General features: G+C 60.7%; 13 protein-coding genes, 1 tRNA gene and 1 pseudogene. 5 read left to right on the top strand and 10 right to left on the bottom strand.

Annotation, left to right across the window (positions count from 1 at the left end; all coding sequences use genetic code 11):
- Nucleotides 1-161: pseudogene (locus LJD17_RS19890) on the top strand (5-aminolevulinate synthase); the annotation flags it as partial.
- 63 nt (nt 162-224) lie between these two features.
- Nucleotides 225-299: transfer RNA gene (locus LJD17_RS19885), tRNA-Thr, on the top strand.
- A 125-nt stretch (nt 300-424) separates the two neighbouring features.
- On the opposite strand, the gene LJD17_RS19880 is transcribed toward LJD17_RS19885, so the two are convergent.
- A complete protein-coding gene (locus LJD17_RS19880; protein WP_227385946.1) occupies nt 425-685 on the bottom strand; it encodes a DUF6894 family protein in 261 nt (86 codons plus the stop codon).
- A gap of 149 nt (nt 686-834) precedes the next feature.
- Between LJD17_RS19880 and LJD17_RS19875 the strand changes: the two genes are divergently transcribed.
- Nucleotides 835-1575, top strand: a complete 741-nt coding sequence (locus tag LJD17_RS19875; RefSeq protein WP_227385945.1) for a Crp/Fnr family transcriptional regulator — start codon at nt 835-837, stop codon at nt 1573-1575.
- 168 nt (nt 1576-1743) lie between these two features.
- Here the strand turns inward: LJD17_RS19875 and LJD17_RS19870 are convergent, their stop codons facing one another.
- The 5 genes from LJD17_RS19870 to wecB form a co-directional block, all read right to left on the bottom strand.
- Complete coding sequence (locus LJD17_RS19870) at nt 1744-2604, bottom strand: alpha-amylase family protein (RefSeq protein ID WP_227385944.1); 861 nt, start codon at nt 2602-2604, stop codon at nt 1744-1746.
- Between the two features lie 74 nt (nt 2605-2678).
- Nucleotides 2679-4817 (bottom strand): bacteriophage N4 adsorption protein A, encoded by a 2139-nt coding sequence (locus LJD17_RS19865; RefSeq protein WP_227385943.1) that lies wholly within the window; start codon nt 4815-4817, stop codon nt 2679-2681.
- A gap of 54 nt (nt 4818-4871) precedes the next feature.
- Nucleotides 4872-6983 carry a glycosyl transferase family protein gene (locus LJD17_RS19860; protein ID WP_227385942.1) on the bottom strand — a complete coding sequence of 704 codons (2112 nt, stop codon included), beginning with the start codon at nt 6981-6983 and terminating at the stop codon, nt 4872-4874.
- A 13-nt stretch (nt 6984-6996) separates the two neighbouring features.
- A complete protein-coding gene (locus LJD17_RS19855; RefSeq protein ID WP_227385941.1) occupies nt 6997-9210 on the bottom strand; it encodes a cellulose biosynthesis cyclic di-GMP-binding regulatory protein BcsB in 2214 nt (737 codons plus the stop codon).
- 18 nt (nt 9211-9228) lie between these two features.
- Nucleotides 9229-10395, bottom strand: coding sequence for a non-hydrolyzing UDP-N-acetylglucosamine 2-epimerase (wecB, locus tag LJD17_RS19850; protein ID WP_227385940.1), 1167 nt, complete (start codon nt 10393-10395; stop codon nt 9229-9231).
- 584 nt (nt 10396-10979) lie between these two features.
- On the opposite strand from wecB, the gene LJD17_RS19840 reads away from it, so the two are divergent.
- Entirely contained in the window at nt 10980-11294 is a 315-nt protein-coding gene (locus LJD17_RS19840; RefSeq protein ID WP_227385939.1) for a hypothetical protein, read from the top strand.
- 49 nt (nt 11295-11343) lie between these two features.
- Here LJD17_RS19840 and LJD17_RS19835 read toward each other — a convergent pair whose 3' ends face one another.
- The 4 genes from LJD17_RS19835 to LJD17_RS19820 all read right to left on the bottom strand — a co-directional run bounded on the left by LJD17_RS19835 (nt 11344) and on the right by LJD17_RS19820 (nt 15866).
- On the bottom strand, nt 11344-11532 hold the full coding sequence (locus tag LJD17_RS19835) for a hypothetical protein (protein ID WP_227385938.1): 189 nt from the start codon (nt 11530-11532) through the stop codon (nt 11344-11346).
- A 255-nt stretch (nt 11533-11787) separates the two neighbouring features.
- On the bottom strand, nt 11788-13080 hold the full coding sequence (locus tag LJD17_RS19830; protein ID WP_227385937.1) for an NAD(P)/FAD-dependent oxidoreductase: 1293 nt from the start codon (nt 13078-13080) through the stop codon (nt 11788-11790).
- Nucleotides 13081-13115: 35 nt separating this feature from the next.
- Nucleotides 13116-15242, bottom strand: a complete 2127-nt coding sequence (locus tag LJD17_RS19825) for an adenylate/guanylate cyclase domain-containing protein (RefSeq protein ID WP_227385936.1) — start codon at nt 15240-15242, stop codon at nt 13116-13118.
- Between the two features lie 129 nt (nt 15243-15371).
- On the bottom strand, nt 15372-15866 hold the full coding sequence (locus LJD17_RS19820) for a GAF domain-containing protein (RefSeq protein ID WP_227385935.1): 495 nt from the start codon (nt 15864-15866) through the stop codon (nt 15372-15374).
- A 209-nt stretch (nt 15867-16075) separates the two neighbouring features.
- Here LJD17_RS19820 and LJD17_RS19815 point away from each other — a divergent pair, with 209 nt between their 5' ends.
- On the top strand, nt 16076-16792 hold the full coding sequence (locus LJD17_RS19815; RefSeq protein ID WP_227385934.1) for a Crp/Fnr family transcriptional regulator: 717 nt from the start codon (nt 16076-16078) through the stop codon (nt 16790-16792).
- The last annotated feature ends 51 nt before the right edge of the window (nt 16793-16843 follow it).

Raw genomic sequence — 16843 nt, 5'->3', positions numbered from 1 at the left:
CGATCAACTATCCGACGGTCCCGCGGGGCACCGAACGCCTGCGGATCACGCCCGGCCCGTTCCATACGGACGTGCACATCGATGCGCTTGCCCGCGCCCTGGTGGAAGTCTGGACCGCTTTGAGCCTGCCCCTCGCCTCCCAAATCGCCGCAGCGGAATAAATTTGAACTTCAAACTTGCGCCGAGCGCTCCCCTGTGGCAGTAACCCGGCGCGCCCAACGCATGCTGCCGTAGCTCAGTGGTAGAGCACTCCCTTGGTAAGGGAGAGGTCGAGAGTTCAATCCTCTCTGGCAGCACCATTCCCAAGCCCTTATGATGCAAGGGTTTGCGCCGAACTCTCCCCCACAAGCTCAGGTCAAACACGAGACGATTCGCGGACGAACGTGACGCGAGCATACCGGCTCGATAAATCGTGCCGCCCGGCTTAAGTGCGCGGGGGGTCCGGCGCCGGATCCACCCGGTCAATCGCCATCGAGACGGTGATGGTCAGCACCCGTTGCCGATACTCGTTCTTCACCTCAACCGTAACCTCACGAGTATCGCCCCTCGGCAGCCGGTCTCGTCCGATCTCGGCCGCCGCACAGGCAGCCTCGTATTCGGCCGCATCGAGGCCGTCGAGCTCCAGGCCTTCTTCGTCGGGAACAAAGCGCGCTCCCTCTCTGACGTTGAAGTAGTAGCGGGGCATGAGCTTTCAACTAGGATAGGGGTCCTGTGTTCCTGCCTTCCTCCAGGCGTATTTGCATGTCACGGTTGCAATATCGTTGGCATCCGATCCTGAGGCGCTAGCAGCCGAGAGACATTTGCTCCCGCCAAGTCAGATTGGGGGAGGCTGTCATGGACGCCATTCATCCGCATACCGTCGCGCTGATTCGCAAGCTGGAGAGCATTGCCCCGCTCGCGTCCCAGGAAAAGGCGGCCTTGCTGCGCCTGCCGCTGCGGATGAAGACTCTCCCGGCCAATCAGGACATCGTCTCCGAAGGGGACACTCCTTCCGAGTGCTGTCTGATTGTCGAGGGTTTTGCCTGCCGCTACAGCGTCACGGATGAGGGCAGACGGCAGATTCATTCGTTTCACATCAGCGGCGACATTCCTGATCTTCAGAGTCTGCACCTGCACCTGATGGATCACAGCTTGGGCACGCTGTCCCCCTCCAAGCTTGCTTTCATCCAGCACGACGACCTGCGCACCCTGATCCACAGCCACCCCCGTCTCGGCGACCTGTTCTGGCGCGATACCCTCATCGATGCGGCCGTGTTCCGGCAGTGGTTGATCGGCATGGGGCGGCGCTCGGCCTATGGCCGAATTGCGCATCTTCTCTGCGAGCTGCTGGTGCGATTAAGAGCCGTCGAACTGGTGGAAGACTATGCCTTCCATCTGCCGCTCACTCAGGCCGAGCTGGGCGATGCTCTCGGGCTTTCGACAGTGCACACCAACCGGGTGCTTCAGGATCTTCGAAGTATAGGCCTGATCAGCTTGCGTGGGGGAGCTCTGAAGGTGCTGAATTGGGAAGGACTGCAGAAAGCTGGCGAGTTCGATCCCGCTTATCTGCACCTGGTCAAGAAAGAGGCGCTTTGATCGGCAGGATGTGTTTCATCCAGAATCTAGACACTCCGGAAACACCCTTCATGCCAATTCCGACGCGCGGACCGGGCTTGCCCGCACGGGGCCGAATTTGCGCCTGGTGCCTCACGATGGTCTGCTGAGGATTTACCATGGAGAACGGACGCGCGCCCCGTGAGGGCGTCACCGCAACTCGCTCAACTGCGTGACGAGCGCGTCGGAGACGTAATGCGGGCCGTCGAAAAGATAGAGGTCGTAGCCGTCATAGGCGGCGATCTGTGATGCAAGTTCCGTCGCGGCGGCAGAGCGGAACCCTCCTTTCGGATCGGGACGGAACGCCTCGGCGATGATGCGGACGCGAGACGCTCCCAGTCTGTTTGCGAGGCGATCAGCGTAGTGACGAGCGACAGATGCGTCACGGGCATGAACGCCGACGCCATCTTGAAAAAACACGCCGACATCCGGCGGCAGCCATGAGGCGAGCCAGTTCGCCAGCACATCCGCGCCGACATTGGCGCTATCGTAAACGCTGATCCAAAGCGGCCGGGGAAGCTGCATCAGGAGCAGTGCCATGCGGGAGGCATCAGCCCAGGTCGGATCAACCTCCACGGGAAAGTACCACCCGACGACATTCAAAGGAGTGGGCTGTTGAGCAAGACGCTGTGACAGAGCGGCCAAATCTACCATCCGGGAACGTGCTTCGGCCTCGCTGAATCGGCCCGCCATGCCGAGGATGACCTCCTTCGCCCAAGGCTCCTTCGAGATCCGCATCCAATCCGGCAACCGAGTCGCGGATGGCAGACCGGTATCGGGGACGAAAGCGACGTTGTCGACAATCGTCCATTGCACGAGAAGCTGGCGCGCTCCGATTGTCTCCCAACGGCCCTGAATGCCGACGGTGGCATTGTCCACCTGCCAGACGATGCCCTTCACCAGATCCCCGCGACGAATGCGCGGCGTGCCAAACAGTGCGAGATAAAGAGCGATCACAGACAGTGCGGAAGCAACGATCAGGGTCGGCAGGAGCCATGAGCGGGATCGCATCTTACCCGCTCCCCCATTTCAGCACGGTCTCAAGGGAGGCGCGTGTCTGGAGCAGCGAACCACCCCTCCCCTCATCAATATGACAGGGTAATTCCAGCGAAAACACCCTGTGCACGATCATCTCCTCCCAGCCTCGCACGGTATTGGACGTTGACATCGATCGAAGACTGGGGCGCAGCATACCGCGTTTCGCGAAACCAATAGCGAAGATTGAGGCCAGCGCCAGCCCCCAGCGCTTCGGGCGTCGCGAGAGAACTGTCGTAGCCGCCGCCGATCGCCAGAAATGGGGTCAGGACGAGCCGGTTGCTGATACCATCGAGCCGGAAACTGTGTCCGGCACGCGCCTCGAAGGTGCCGACGGTCTGCTTTTCCTCGACGTAATATCCGAGATCCCCATAAACCTGCCATGTCCACCAATCGGGAACATCGACCCGCAGATCCGTTCCGTAACCGTCGGAATAGGCCACGCGGAGAAGGCTGTCGGTGCGGGCAATTTTGCCGATGGGAAACAGTCGGCTTGCCTCCAGCACGAGGTTGATGGTGCTGAACGGCTTCCAGCGCGCACCGACATAGCCTTGTGCCGTCGAGGCGCCGGTCGGGCCGTGGGTCTCATCGGTCAGTGTCTCGAAGACGCGCCCGAAGACTTCGACAAGCGCCCCGTTGCGATAACCGATACCGGGCGGACGCCAGTAGATTTCCGTTCCAGCCTGCAGGACGTTTCCGCCGGCGGGAGTTGGCGCGTTAGGGATACCGGGCGCCACGCCGACGGCGCCGTACGATAGACTGGCGTAAGCGCCCCAACTGCGCTCCAGTTCGGCAACCTCGCGGCGAAGACCGAAAAGCCGCTGAGGCTCAAGCTCCAACTGCCCATTCGCAGCCGCGTCGATACCTGCCTTGAAGAGCTCAATCGCCTGATCGTTCATGGACAGCCGCTTCGCCGTATAGGCCGCATCCAAGTAACCTGAGCCCTTGAGCTGACCCGCGGCTCGCGCGCGCTCGAAATTCAGACCAGCGCTCTGATCATCACCGATGCGGTTGGCCAAATATGCAACATCGAGACTTGGAAGCGCCGCCAATGTCTCCTGGGTCTCAGCAAAGCGTTGGCGTGCCTCATCCTTGCGGTCCAAATCGACCAGAAGTCCTATCTCCGCTCGCGTCACCGTCGCCTTTTCCTGGCGAGTCGCCTTGTAGGTGGCAGCCTCCCGAAACGCCTGGAGAGCCTCCTCGCGCCGATTGAGGGCGAGAAGAGCAAAGCCCAGACGGCCCGCAACCGCGTAGCTGCGCTCGCCTTTCAACGACGCCAGCGCATCGAGGGCGCGCTGCGGTTGCTTTGCCGCTAAAGCCGCATCGGACGTCGCGAGCAGAAGAGCACGCCTGTCTCGAACAGGTGATCTGCGGCTTGACAGGGCGGCGGCGAAATCGTCGGCAGCAGCCGCGTATCGGCGAAGGGCAACCCGGATATAGCCGCGTTGGGCCTGGATTTCTCCATCGTCCCGAAATTCCGCCAGGGCGGCGGTTGCAATCTTGTCTGCCTCCTGCGGATGCTGGCCGGCCGAAAGCGCGTTGATCAGAAGAAGCCGATAATCCCGGCTATCGGGCTTCAGCGCCACGGCTTTACGAGCCTGCGCAATGGCTGTGGCATAATCCTTGCGCCCATAAGCTTTGTAGGCGCTGTCGGCCGCCTGGAAAGCCGGATCGGCAGTTTGCTGGACCTGGCGAGGTTGGTCCGCAGGGCGCACAATTGGCGCATCGGCCATGTCAGGCTTTTCGGCAGGTGAAGCGCGATCAACGGCATGAGCCGGTGTCTCAGGCGTATTGGTCCGGCGCGCGGATTGCTCGGCAATCTGCTTCCGCACGCGGTCACGCAATTGAACCAGCTCGTTATCCTGAACGCCCGCCTGGATATAGCCGGAGGCGGTTTTGTCAGCCTCTTCCAGGGCGCCCGAAGCGATCAGAGCTTCAACGAGCAGGCGCTTCAGACGATTGACGTCAGGGCGCTGGCGGATCGCCTCCTGAGACCGCGCAATAGCCGTTGCATAATCCTTGCGCTCAAAGGCTTCATACGCTTGTCTTGCAATCTCGTAGGCCGGTCCGGTCAGCGGCAATTCTTCGGCATTCTGAGCCCACGCTCCTCCTGCCGTCGCGAGCAGCGTGACCGCTCCGATCAGAGAGAACAGGGCAGTGCGACCGAGCCGGAACTTGTCGGGCATCATGTCCTCTGGCGGAGAACGGGGAACGGCGACGTCTGCCGTGGCATAGGTTGTGATCTAGGCTTCTGCAAGTGACAAGATCCGCTGCTGTACGCCCAAGGCTTCATGGATAGCCCCCCGTGTGACGACACCTTGCGTCACCAGAAAATCGCCGATACGTCCGTGCTGGTCCGGACGATACTCCCTGAGAGCGGCTGCGAGCGCGTCGGGATCCACCAAGCCCTTCTCCAACAGAATGTCTCCCAAGAGCGGCATGCCATTGTCTTGGAAAGCGTATGAGGAACCGCGGAGCAAGCGCAGGCCTGCGGCGATCTCACCCTCCCGGGCGATCCGTTGTTCCGGCACATATCCCAGAAGGGACCGCAATTCCTCGAGAACCTCGGCCTCAAGGGGCTTTGCGGCGGCAACCAGCATGGGCTTTCCCTTGCCCGCATCTATCGGCAGCAGCCTCTCTCGTACGCACAGGTCGACAGGCACCAGGCCGGAACTCGCCTGCACCAGGTCCGCATTGAGATGAATGCGCGACAGGTTTGCCTGGAAGGCGATGGCCTCCGCCAAGGTCTCCTCGTCGAGATCTCCGCGAGTCACCAGAATGCGCCCCAAAGGGACACTCCGTTGCGCTTGCTCCGCAAGGGCGCTTTGCAATGTTTGCTCGTCCACGGCCTGCCAGGCCACGAGCAGCTCACCGAGCCGTTGCCGATCACGAACCAATGCCTCGGCATTGGGGAAATCATGCATCGTCTTGTCCCAAACAATGCGGCTGCCGAAGATCTGATGAGAAAGAAAGATCTTCCAGGCCCGGGCGGTCGCCATGAAGTTCACGATGTTGCCGACGACGAGCCTGGGCACGGACATGACGCCATGCACCCAGCCGAACAAGCGCGTGACGAAGTAGATCCGTTGCGCGAGGCGCAGGCCATAGGCGATCACATTCAACCAGATGACGGTGCTAAGCCATTCTTCATTGGCGAAGATCGACGGATATTGAGCTGTCCACCACCCCGCGGCGGCCGCAGCCTGGAACAGAATGAACTGGGCTAGCAGCACGTAGGCCAGAATCGTGACCAGGCTTGTGAGAATTCCCTTGCGGTCCCGGATCAGCAGATACTTGTGCGCCAGCGATCCGCGCCACCCGATTTGCGACCAGCCCTGCAGTCCGATTCCGAGCGTCCAGCGCGCCTTCTGGCGATAAGAAGCCCGGAACGTGTCGGGGAAGAACTCCCGGACGCAAAGGGGCATCGTCAGGGTGAGTTCCTTGGGACGCCCATAGCCGAACCAAGTGTTTCGCTTCACCTGGAACTGCACCGGGAACCGCGCCATGATGGACTTCATCCCGAGGCGGGCAAGCCTGATTCCGATGTCGTAGTCTTCCGTGAGACTGTCCGTGTTGAAGGGCTGGTTGTTGGACGTTTCGATAAGCGCCAGCAAGGCCCTCCGGGAGAAGCAGGTTCCGACGCCGGCGGACGGCACGACGCTGGTCATGCTTTCGCGAACGACCAAGTCCTTCGCGTGCCATTCGGCGAATTCGTCCATATAGACGCCGGCGACGAGCTCGTACCAGTCACGCTCGAGGGATGTGACGGGCAGCTGAATGAGGTCGACCCGCGGCAACAAGTAATTGAAGAACTTGAGCTCCAGAGGATGCAGCACGTCCTCGCTGTCGTGGAGAATGACTCCCGCGAACTGGATATCCTGCTGCTCCTCGTGAAGAAAGATGGCCTGAATGATCCAGTTGAGACAATCCGCCTTGCAGGTCGGACCATCGTGAGGAACCTCGACACGCACCAGCTGCTTGTAGCGCCGCTTCATCCGCTCCACCTCGGCGATGGTAGCGGCGTCGTTGACGTAAGTCCCGACGAAGATCGCATATTGTCGGTAGTCGAGGACCGTCACCATGTTCTCGAGCATGGGAGCGATGACGTCATACTCGAGCCATGCCGGAATCATGATGGCGAGAGGCTGCTCGCTCTGCTCCCGCAGTTGCTCCGGCGTCAGAGGCATGTATCGGCGTTTGACGATCAATGTCCGATACGCTTCCCGTATCCAATACCAAGCGTCGATGAAGAGATCGTCGAGGCTGGAGATCAGGATGAAAATGGCCACGCCCGCTGCGATTTTTTCCAGGACAGCGTAATAATCGGCGAGAAGGTATGGCCAGTAGAACAGCATGATCGGTCGACAATCAGTGATCGCTGCCGGAGTGACGGCGCCGAACCTGCCGGGCCCGAAGGACGATCAGCAAGAGCAGGCCCGAAGCGGCGGCGGATCCTCCCCACGCGACCTTGCCCCATAATTCCTGGAACCAGGTCTTGCGGTCATCGCGGGCCCGCCGGTTGCCGAACGGGTCGCGCGTGTCGATCTGGGCCAGGACGCCACTCGGCCCAAGCACGGCGATATCGCCTCCGGTGAAGGAGAATGGGGCTTCGAGCGCGGGAGGAAGACGGCCGACCGTGCCATAGACCAATCCCGGCTGCCCATCCGTCCTGACGACGCTGATCGCACCAAGGCCATCGAGCCCCGTGACATCGAGCAGATTGGTGCTGTCCCGGCCGGCGATGATGAGTCGATCACCTTCCACTTTGACCTTCGCCGGCATCCCCTCAAGCGGCACATCGAGAGACAGGAACGGCCGATCGGGCTTTACGGGTCCAGGGCTTGCGGTGAAGGAGGCTCGCACCGGCGACAAACCCGACGCGTTGGCAAGACGGATCGCGACCGCCAGAGTCTCAGGGGCCTTGGTCAGCCAGCCCTCGGGAACGATCATCGCAGCGGGCCCGGCGAGGCGGGGTATCACGCCGGCGAAATCATCGGCCGCCGGCGCCTGTTCCAGGAGGAGGCGGCTCGTCGGCAGGATCGCGACAGGATACGCTTGCGGCGTTTCCCGGCAATGCTCGCCTGCGGACTGCCGCTGAAAGGAAACTCGCAGCACGTTCTGCGGCTTGAGTGCATAGGATGGCACCTCCACCGCGACACGCTCCGGCTGCCCGTTGGCGTCCAGGCGTTTGGCGCCAAGCAGCATGTCATTGATAAAGACCGAAGCGACCGGCTGGGTCGTCGTCGCGCCCGGGGCGGCGGATACATCGAGTTCGAGACGGGACGGGACACGCCCGTCGGAGGCTAACGCGCCCAGATCGAAAGTGGCGGACCAATCCCCACGCTCCAACACGTCGAAGCTCATGGCCGTGCCGCCGAGCCGCGCCAGAGAGACCGCCGAAGCATCGCCGGAGCCGTCATTGGCGTTGCGGATCACGACCGACCTGGACACGGCGAGCCTGCGCCACAGATCGTCGAACAGACCCGCGGCTTTGGCACCGGCATCAGGCGCAATGGCGATCAGAGGCTGCCCGGCCAGCTGCATGAGGCGCACCGCACCGGACTCGAGAGGCTCATTTGCAACGCTCATGGCACCTGAGCGCCATTTGGCCAAAGCGGCTTTGGCATCCGGCGCGGCGACATCGACTTGCTGGGCAAGCGCCGTGAGTGCCGCGTCCATCTTGGAGCGGAAATCCTGATCGACAATGGCCACCTGCGCCTGAACGGGTGCCGCACCGAGAACCAGAAGAGCGCCGACCTCGGCAGGACCTGAGATCTTCAGGCGTTCCGCTCCGACAAGACTCTTGAAGGCCGGAATAGCCCGCAGAGCATCGGGAACGACGATCCCTGCCAGATCAACCTCGTCGCCTGGCGACGGCAGAGCCCTCACGACGGCCCGCTTGCCGACCCTCTCGAGAGCAACGCCGATCCGCCATGCGGCGTCGTAGGAGTCTTTCGCCATGGTTTGCCCTGCGACCGCAATGGTCACCGACGAAGGAAGCGAGGCCCAGGCCATGGAGAGGTCACGGATCTCTGTGGCGTCGTAGCGATAGTGCAGCCGTGTCGTCGGGGCGATTCTCAGAATGTTGCCGCTGGTGCGCTCGCTGGTGCAAGCGCGTTCGGACACAACCGATGCCCACGCAGCTCCCACCCGTACGAAACCGGCGGATCGCGGTGCGCCGTCAACCCCGATCGCAAGATCGGCCGACCCTTCCGGCTGCGTGAAAGAACGGGACGAAACGGGGTAACCATCGAGCGATAAAACGAAGGTTGTCCGGCCCCCCTCCCCGCGCAGATAGTGCGCATCCAGCTGCAGGCCTGCATCGAGAACCGAAACCCCTGGAGGCACGGGGAAAAAGATCTCGCGTCGGGCGTCGGACGCGTTGAGGATAATCGGCTCACGTATCCCGAGGTCTTTGAGGCTGACCTCACGCGTGATCATTCTATTCGATGCAAGCTGGGAAACGGTGTCCGCAACTTCGCCGGCGGCAGTCGCGCCAGGCCAGACGGCCAGCCCAAGAGCAGCCGTGGTCGCGAGGGCCCTAAGGGCTCGCGGGGCGAAATGGGGAGGAAACGTCATCATGAAGGTAAGGTCCAGTGGTCATTCAGCGGCGAGTGTCGAACGATGAACGTTCTTGGGAGCGAACTCCTCGAAGGATCGCCCTGTCAGGGCCGAGACGATGCGCGCCGCTGCATGGCCATCGCCGTAGGGATTTCGGTGCGGAGCAAAGGTCGAGGAAACGGATTGCGCCTCGAGGAGCGCCGCAACCTCTCCGACGATGCGGTCGGGATCGGTGCCCACGAGCCGTACGGCCCCGGCATCAACGGCCTCCGGTCTTTCCGTCACATCGCGCATGACGAGAACCGGCTTTCCAAGAGACGGCGCCTCTTCCTGCACACCTCCTGAATCCGTGAGGATCAGATGTGCCCGCTGCATGAGATAGACGAACGGGACATAGTCCTGAGGCTCGACAAGATGGATGTTCGGCCTGTCGGCCAGCGCCTCGCGGACGGGCCCGCGCACGTTCGGATTGAGATGAATGGGATAGACGATCTCAAGATCATCCTTGAGGGACAACGTGGAGAGAGCGGAACAGATGTTGGCGAACCCGGCGCCGAAGTTCTCCCGTCTGTGACCGGTCACGAGAAGCAGCTTCCTGTCGCTCCGGAGCTGGCTGAACCGGGCACCGAGATCGGCCTGCAATTCCAGGTCGGAACCGAGCCGCTCGACGGTCAGGCGCAGGGCGTCGATAACCGTATTGCCGGTCACGACGACACGCCCTCCGAGCCTTTCGCTCTCGAGATTGGCCCGTGCCCGCGCGGTCGGCGCGAAGAGCAGATCGCTGGCGACGTCGACGATGCGCCTGTTCAGTTCCTCCGGCCATGGCTGATTGATGTCATAGGTCCGTAGACCCGCCTCGACGTGGCCAACCGGAATCCGGCGATGAAAGGCGGCCAGGGATGCGGCCATGGCCGTCGTCGTATCGCCATGAACCAGCACCCGATCCGGCTTCACGGCCGTCAGCAGATCGTCGAGAGTCCCGAGCATGCGAGCCGACAATCCGTTCAGGGTCTGGTTCGGAACCATGACATCGAGATCGTGCTCCGGGCGAATGTCGAAGAGCCGGAGAACCTGATCAAGCATCGCCCGGTGCTGTCCGGTGACACAGACGATCGACGTCAGATCCGGTTCTGCCTCAAGCGCCTTGACGAGCGGCGCCATTTTGATCGCCTCAGGGCGCGTTCCGAAGATGGACAGGACTTTCATGCGAGAACGCTTCGTATGCTTATGCGGTCCCGCACGGCAGCAGAGACAGCACCTAAGGGTGTGGATCCGACGTCTGGGAATGAAAGCAGACCCAAGGCGAGCGAGCTAGCACCAACGTCCATCAAAGTAAAGATAATAGAGGAAACATAATTACAAATACAATATTAGTAGTCACCATAAAAAATCAATGTTCTCTGAAAGTTCTGGTGATCTGTTCTTCTATGGACCTGAAGAAGTACTCGATACGCGGCTCGTGCTTATGCGGCGCGACAGGCAATGGATCCATATGGATCGCTGCAACCCGGTGAGATGCTCGACGGTCTCGGCATGGCGAGACGAGGCCCGAGTCGTTGATCAAGGTGCTCGGGTTCGTAGGCTCCATGGCGGCCCCTCGGCATTCCGGCGGCCTCGCGCCCATGGGCGCTGCTGCTTCCGGCAGGAGCTGTCGTGGCGATATTTCGCTTTCGGATGGGAATGATGCCGACCTTGTCCGCTCTTCAGCATCAGGTGTTGCTCCCTATCGTGCAGAGATGGTTTCATAAAGAGCTGACGACCTTTCGGCCCGAACATGCGGAGGACTAGTTTTGAGCGATCGCGAAGAGTACTGGTGGGTGAACTACGATGCGAATATCCAACCGGCCGAGGTCACCTTCCGCGGCGAGATTCCGATTCATGCCCGCTTGATCGGAACGCGGGACATCGTTCCGGCGACAGCATTCCGGCTTATTGAGCGTCTTCCGGCATCACCGCGACCGGTCTTTGAGAAAATAGAAGCGGCTCAGCTGTCGGCTCCACCACCACAATCGGCACAATCCGTCAGACTCGTTTGGCTGATCGGCATCATACTTCTCATGCTCGTGTATCTCTTCTCCGGCCGGATCTTCGACGCGATCAAATAGGAATTCGCCGTTTTTCAAACCCAGAGGAAGCAAGGATTTTTGCCGGCTTTCAGCTCAGTTTGCCTTTTCGACACAAGTTTTCCAGCGCTTCGATCCGAGCTTCGACGAAATCAGCCAGGGAACTGCGCGGCTGAAGAGTTCTTAAGGCACGGACAGCTTCCTTCAGCTCGTCCAGGGTGGCCTCGGCAACGATCATCGGCTCGGCAGAATCATGCGGTTTGCTTAGCGTCATCGCCATTCCTTTCCTGCACGACTCACAGGTCTGGAACTTGAGCTCGCAAATGCGTCAAACTTAAGCCCGCCCTTGCGCACCCCAATGGGCCTGTTTCCTCCGCATCGCCATTCCTTGGCAAGGCCTAGAAATCACCTTACGCAGCGGCATGACGCCAGGACAAAATGCTTATTGCTTAACAAATGCGGCTGACTGACGGCTATTCACATCTCATCGAACGGAAGGCTTGATCAAAACCGCTCAAAGTGGCCTGCCGAGATCTCACACCGAGCGATATTCCCTTACCGCGTCAGTTGCCTGATATCCCCAGTACGTCAATTGAGCCGCGACTTTTCCGAAAACCCCACCATTCCATGGGAGTCCGAACGGAGCGAAAAGGCGATAGCGATCCGTCGATCCCATCATACCCTCCGCAATCACCGTGCCGCCGATGGCCGTTGTGTTCATGCCGTGTCCACCGAAGGCGGTGCAGTACCAGACACCCGGCTGCAATTGGCCGATCTGCGGCATGAGATGACGTGCGTAAGCCATTAATCCGGACCATGCCACGTCGACTTTCAGGCCTGAAAGCTGTGGGTACGTGCCGACCATCTCTCGCCGCAGGAGAGCGGCGATATTACGAGGATCCGTCGTTCGTGTCGTGATCCGCCCGCCCCACAGGATGCGTGTCCCATCTTCCACGAGGCGGTAATAGTCACCCGCCCGGCGATCGTCCAGAATGGCCGCAGAGGTACGGATCGTTTCCCGAGCGAGGTCGGGAGAGGCTTCCGTCAGAAGCACATAGGTTGCGATTGGAAGAAAAGACCGTGCAAGCGTCGGCAGAAGGGGTCCCGTATAACCACCCGTCGCGAAAAGAAGCTGCTCAGCATGGATAGCGCCTCCGGCGGCTCTGACGCATTTTTTCGCGCTGGAGAGATCGACGGAAACGACAGGCGTATTCTCGAAAATCCTTCCTCCGAGCCGGGCTATCTCCCGTGCAAGACTACGTCCGTAATTCAAAGGATGAAAATGGAACGCCTGCTCGTCGAGAATCCCCTCACGGTACTTTGACGTATCGAATATGGCTGCCATCTCGTCCCGTGATAGATAACGCAGCTTTGATCCGAATGCTCGCTCCTGCTTGTCCCGGGTTTTCCGCAAAGCGCCGCGAGAATCGTAGCGAAGGGCCTTGACGATGCCGGGAACCGGCTGTGCTTCGGTGAGGTGAAGGTCCGAAATATTGCGGCGAACGATCTCCACGCCTTCCATGGAAAGGCGATAGAGCTTTCGCGCATCGTGAGGACCAACCCGTTTCTCGATCTGCGACAGGCCCGTTGCATAGCCGGCGGACACGAAACCGCCATTGCGCCCTGATGCTCCCCAGGCGACGCGATGTGCTTCCACGAGAGCGACGGAGCGGCCGGCCCGCGTGAGTTCCAATGCAGCCGTCAAGCCGGCAAGACCGGCCCCGATGATGCAAATATCGACATCGATATCCTCTTCGAGGGCAGGATAAGTCTCAGCCGTGGTCGCAGTTCGGCTGTAGTAATTGTCAATGTAAGGAGAAGGGATCATTGCGGGATGGGACCGGGGTAAAGGAAAAGAAAATTCTATTCGGTGAAGGTCGGCGCAAGGTGAGCGCGGCACCGCTGGAGTTGGACCTTGAACAGCAGGTCGTTCGGGAGTTTTGCAACAAGCTCCTCAAGGATTTCCGCTGCCTTGTCCCAGTTTTCACTCTCGCAGAAAACAAGCGCTTCATTCCATGCTGGAAGCGAATCCAGACGTTCCTGCGCCGCCGCAAGACTAGGCTCGTCAGGGAGATCGGCACCGAGCAATTCGTAGACCGCGATCTCTGCATGCGCTCCTTCGGGGATCGCTTTATCGACGAACCGAAACAGAAATCCCTCCCCGGCGGCGTTGCGAACGTCTTCGCTGACAAGAATCGTCGTGCCGTAGCGCTTGTTCAGCTTCTCGAAGCGAGAGGCCATGTTCACCGTGTGCCCAAGGGCCGTATAGTTCATTCGGTCGATTGATCCCACATTGCCGACAACCGCTTCCCCTGTGTGAAGGCCAAAGCGCGTCCGCATGGGCGCGCCACCCTCGCCGAGAAACTCCTCATTGAGGCGATCGAGGTGGCGCGAGGCTCGCAAGGCACCCAGACAGGCAAGCGCGACATGATCCTCCCGTGTATCCGGAGCATTCCAAAACGCCATGATGCTATCGCCGATATACTTGTCGATTGTCGCTCCCGAGCGAACCAGCTCGCTGCCGATTTCACTGAAATAACGGGAGGTTTTACTCATGACCTGCTCCGGATCCAGCGCCTCCGCCATAGTGGTGAAACCGGCGACGTCACTGAAAAGAACGGTAATAGGCTGGCGAACGCCTCCGAGCTCCGATGAGAAGCGGCGGCCGATGATGCCGCGCACCAGCGCCGTCGGCACGTAGCGCATGAAGTTGCTCAAAGCCAGCTCGAGTGTGTCGATGGCTCGGGAAAGCTCCAGCATTTCGGCGATATGCGAGGGCGAGCGTCGTGCGTGCCCGAATTCGAATTTCATGATTCTGCGAATATCGTCGGTCGCCGTCCGCAGGGGCAGTGCAAGGCGTCGTGACGCAAGAAGCACGATGAGCAGCGCGACGATCACGGAAATGGCGCTCACCAGAAGCAGCGCATATCGGATTTGTTCCGCTGGCCCCATCATCGTTTCATAGGGAACGGCAATTCCGATCATCAAATTATCGAATCCCTCCCCCACCGGCTCCGTCCGGCCGAAATAGGACTCGCCGTCGACCGTGAAGGACAGGCTTCTGTCCTGACCATCCTTGGATGCCTGGAATGCCCGGAAAAGCCCGGTGAGGAGGGGAGACTGCAAGTCCTCGATCGTCAAAAGTCGATGGGTGACGTCCGCCTGATGGATCTGCCGGAAAGATCCCCCATGGGGATGAGCGATGAGCGCGCCGGAGCGGTCAAAGACGATCAGCTCAAGCTCGGGCGGGAAACGCAGACGATCGAGATAGCGATCGAGGCTGGCAAGCGTCATGTCGATGCCGAACACGACGTCTTCTCGCTGGCGCGAGCGCTGCGCCAGTGTCACTCCGGCCTCAGGCACGTTAGCGAAGCGATATGGCGGTGTGAGGACCGTGCTTTCGGTCGTTTGGCTCAGTGCATACCAGGGCCGCTGGCGCGGGTCGAAATCCGTCGGGAGTGCAGGTGTGCGGCGAAGCTCCCGCCCATCCTTGTCCACGGCCACCCATTCCACGGTTTCCCCTGCGGCGGTCGGCTGAACGATCATGTAGGCGATGACCGCGGCCTCAAGGTCCGGTCCGGTCCCAAGTTCCGGCGGACGGCCTCCATCGAGGGTCTGGACGAGAATATGGCTTCCATCCCCACGCCCGATGAAGAGGCCCATGGCGGCGGGGAGCAGCCGGTCGAGATCTTTTAGAACGGGCGTCAACGTGATGGCCAGCTGACCAAGGGGCAGGTTCGGGTCGATCGTCAGCGACAAAGTGTCGAGAACGGAACTCGCGACACGCAGGCCTCCGGCGATCTCATTTCTGACGCTGCCATTGATCCGGCGGAAATCGTCCTCTGCATCGCGCAGAGTGAGGGCGGTCAGCTGGTGATGGTTGAAGCCGATCAAGGCCCCCGAGATCAGGAGGACGATCACCGTGAACACAAGGGCGACGACGGCCTGCAGAGACCAGAGGAATGTTTTTCGGCCGGCCTGGTGCATCATGCCGCCTCCCTGGAGCGCCGCTGGCCTTCGCCTTGATGCCAGAGGAACCACATCTCTAGCATGTTCTTAGCCGATCCCGAAAAGGGGATGGGGAGCTCCCTGCCGTCCACCCCCGCCGGCAACCCCGTCCTAGGGAAGGTCCGATGCATCGAGATAAATCTGGACGAGCCTCTCGCATCCCTCTTGATCGACCTCGTCGAAGCGGTCGGGACGCGGGCTGTCGAGGTCCAGAACGCCGATGACGGCTCCGTTCTTGATCAGCGGAACCACAAGTTCGGACCGGGAAGCGCTGTCGCAGGCAATGTGCCCCGGAAAGGCATCGACATCCGGGACGAGAATGGAAGTCCGGCGTTCCACGGCGGTCCCGCAGACCCCGCGCCCGACCGGAATCCGAATGCAAGCGGGCTTTCCCTGAAAGGGCCCGAGCACCAGTCCGGCCCCGCGCATGAAATAGAAGCCAGCCCAGTTGAGGTCGGGAAGCAGGTTATAGATCAACGCCGACATGTTGGCGGCATTTGCGATGGCATCCGTCTCTCCCTCGACCAATCCGGAGAGCTGCTGGGCCAGGGACACGTAGATTTCCGCCTTGCTGGCGGCTTGGGGAAGGGCTTTCGTTTCAAACATGGTAACACGCCTTTAGGAAGCCTTCCCGGTCTTGCCCGGATCGGCGGGGAGAAGCTTTTCCGCAAGAGCAGTGATGATGCAAGCCAATCAACGCAAGAGTAATCTTATATCTCTTGACCCATTTATGCATGCGATGATTTGTGGCGAGACAAACGCCGCGTTATGTCGGAAAATATCCCTTAAAGCTTAGAACCATGTCTGGGGCATCCATGACCTCCCACTATCGGCCTCCCTGCCAAGCCTGCGCGAGCTGCGACACGCGTAAAATGGCCGTTTGCGCCGCCTTGCAGGATGACGAGGTCAGCGAGCTCGAGCGTGCCATGAGCTTTGTACGCCTCGATCCCAACGCCTCCCTGGTGGAGGAAGGCGATCCCCGCCGCCGCGTTTACACCCTGACGTCAGGCATGCTCCGCCTTTCCCTGGCGCTCCCGGACGGGCGCCGCCAGATCACGGGCTTCCTGATGCCGGGGGATTATCTGGGCCTAGCGGATGATGAGACGTATGCCCAGACGGCCGAGGCGGTCGTGCCATCGGGCCTGTGCTCCTTCTCGATCCGGGATATGGACAACCTCGTCGAGCGCTATCCGCGCCTGCGCGACCGGCTCCATCTCATGACGCGCGCCGCCCTGAGGCAGGCTCGCGAAACGCAGATGATTTTGGGCCGTCTTGCCCCATCGGAGAAGGTGGCCTCGTTCCTGCTGATCATGTCGAACCGCGCCGCCGCCCACGGGCGCCCTGAAAGCCCGGTTCACCTCCCGATGACGCGAACCGATATTGCCGACTATCTCGGCCTGACGATCGAAACCGTCAGCCGAACATTCACGAAGTTGAAGACGCAGGGCTTGATTCGCCTTCCTGAGCCGCATTCGGTCGAGATCGTCGACAAGAGCCGGCTTGCCGCGGTTGCCGGTATAACGCTTCAATAGAGGCCAACGTCCCGGCGACTGTAACAGAGTTGATCAAAATCAAGGCGCACT

The sequence above is a fragment of the Microvirga rosea genome (assembly GCF_020595095.1).
Lineage (GTDB): Bacteria > Pseudomonadota > Alphaproteobacteria > Rhizobiales > Beijerinckiaceae > Microvirga > Microvirga rosea.
Note: the sequence above shows the minus strand (reverse complement) of the source record. Positions and strands in the feature narration are given on the sequence as shown.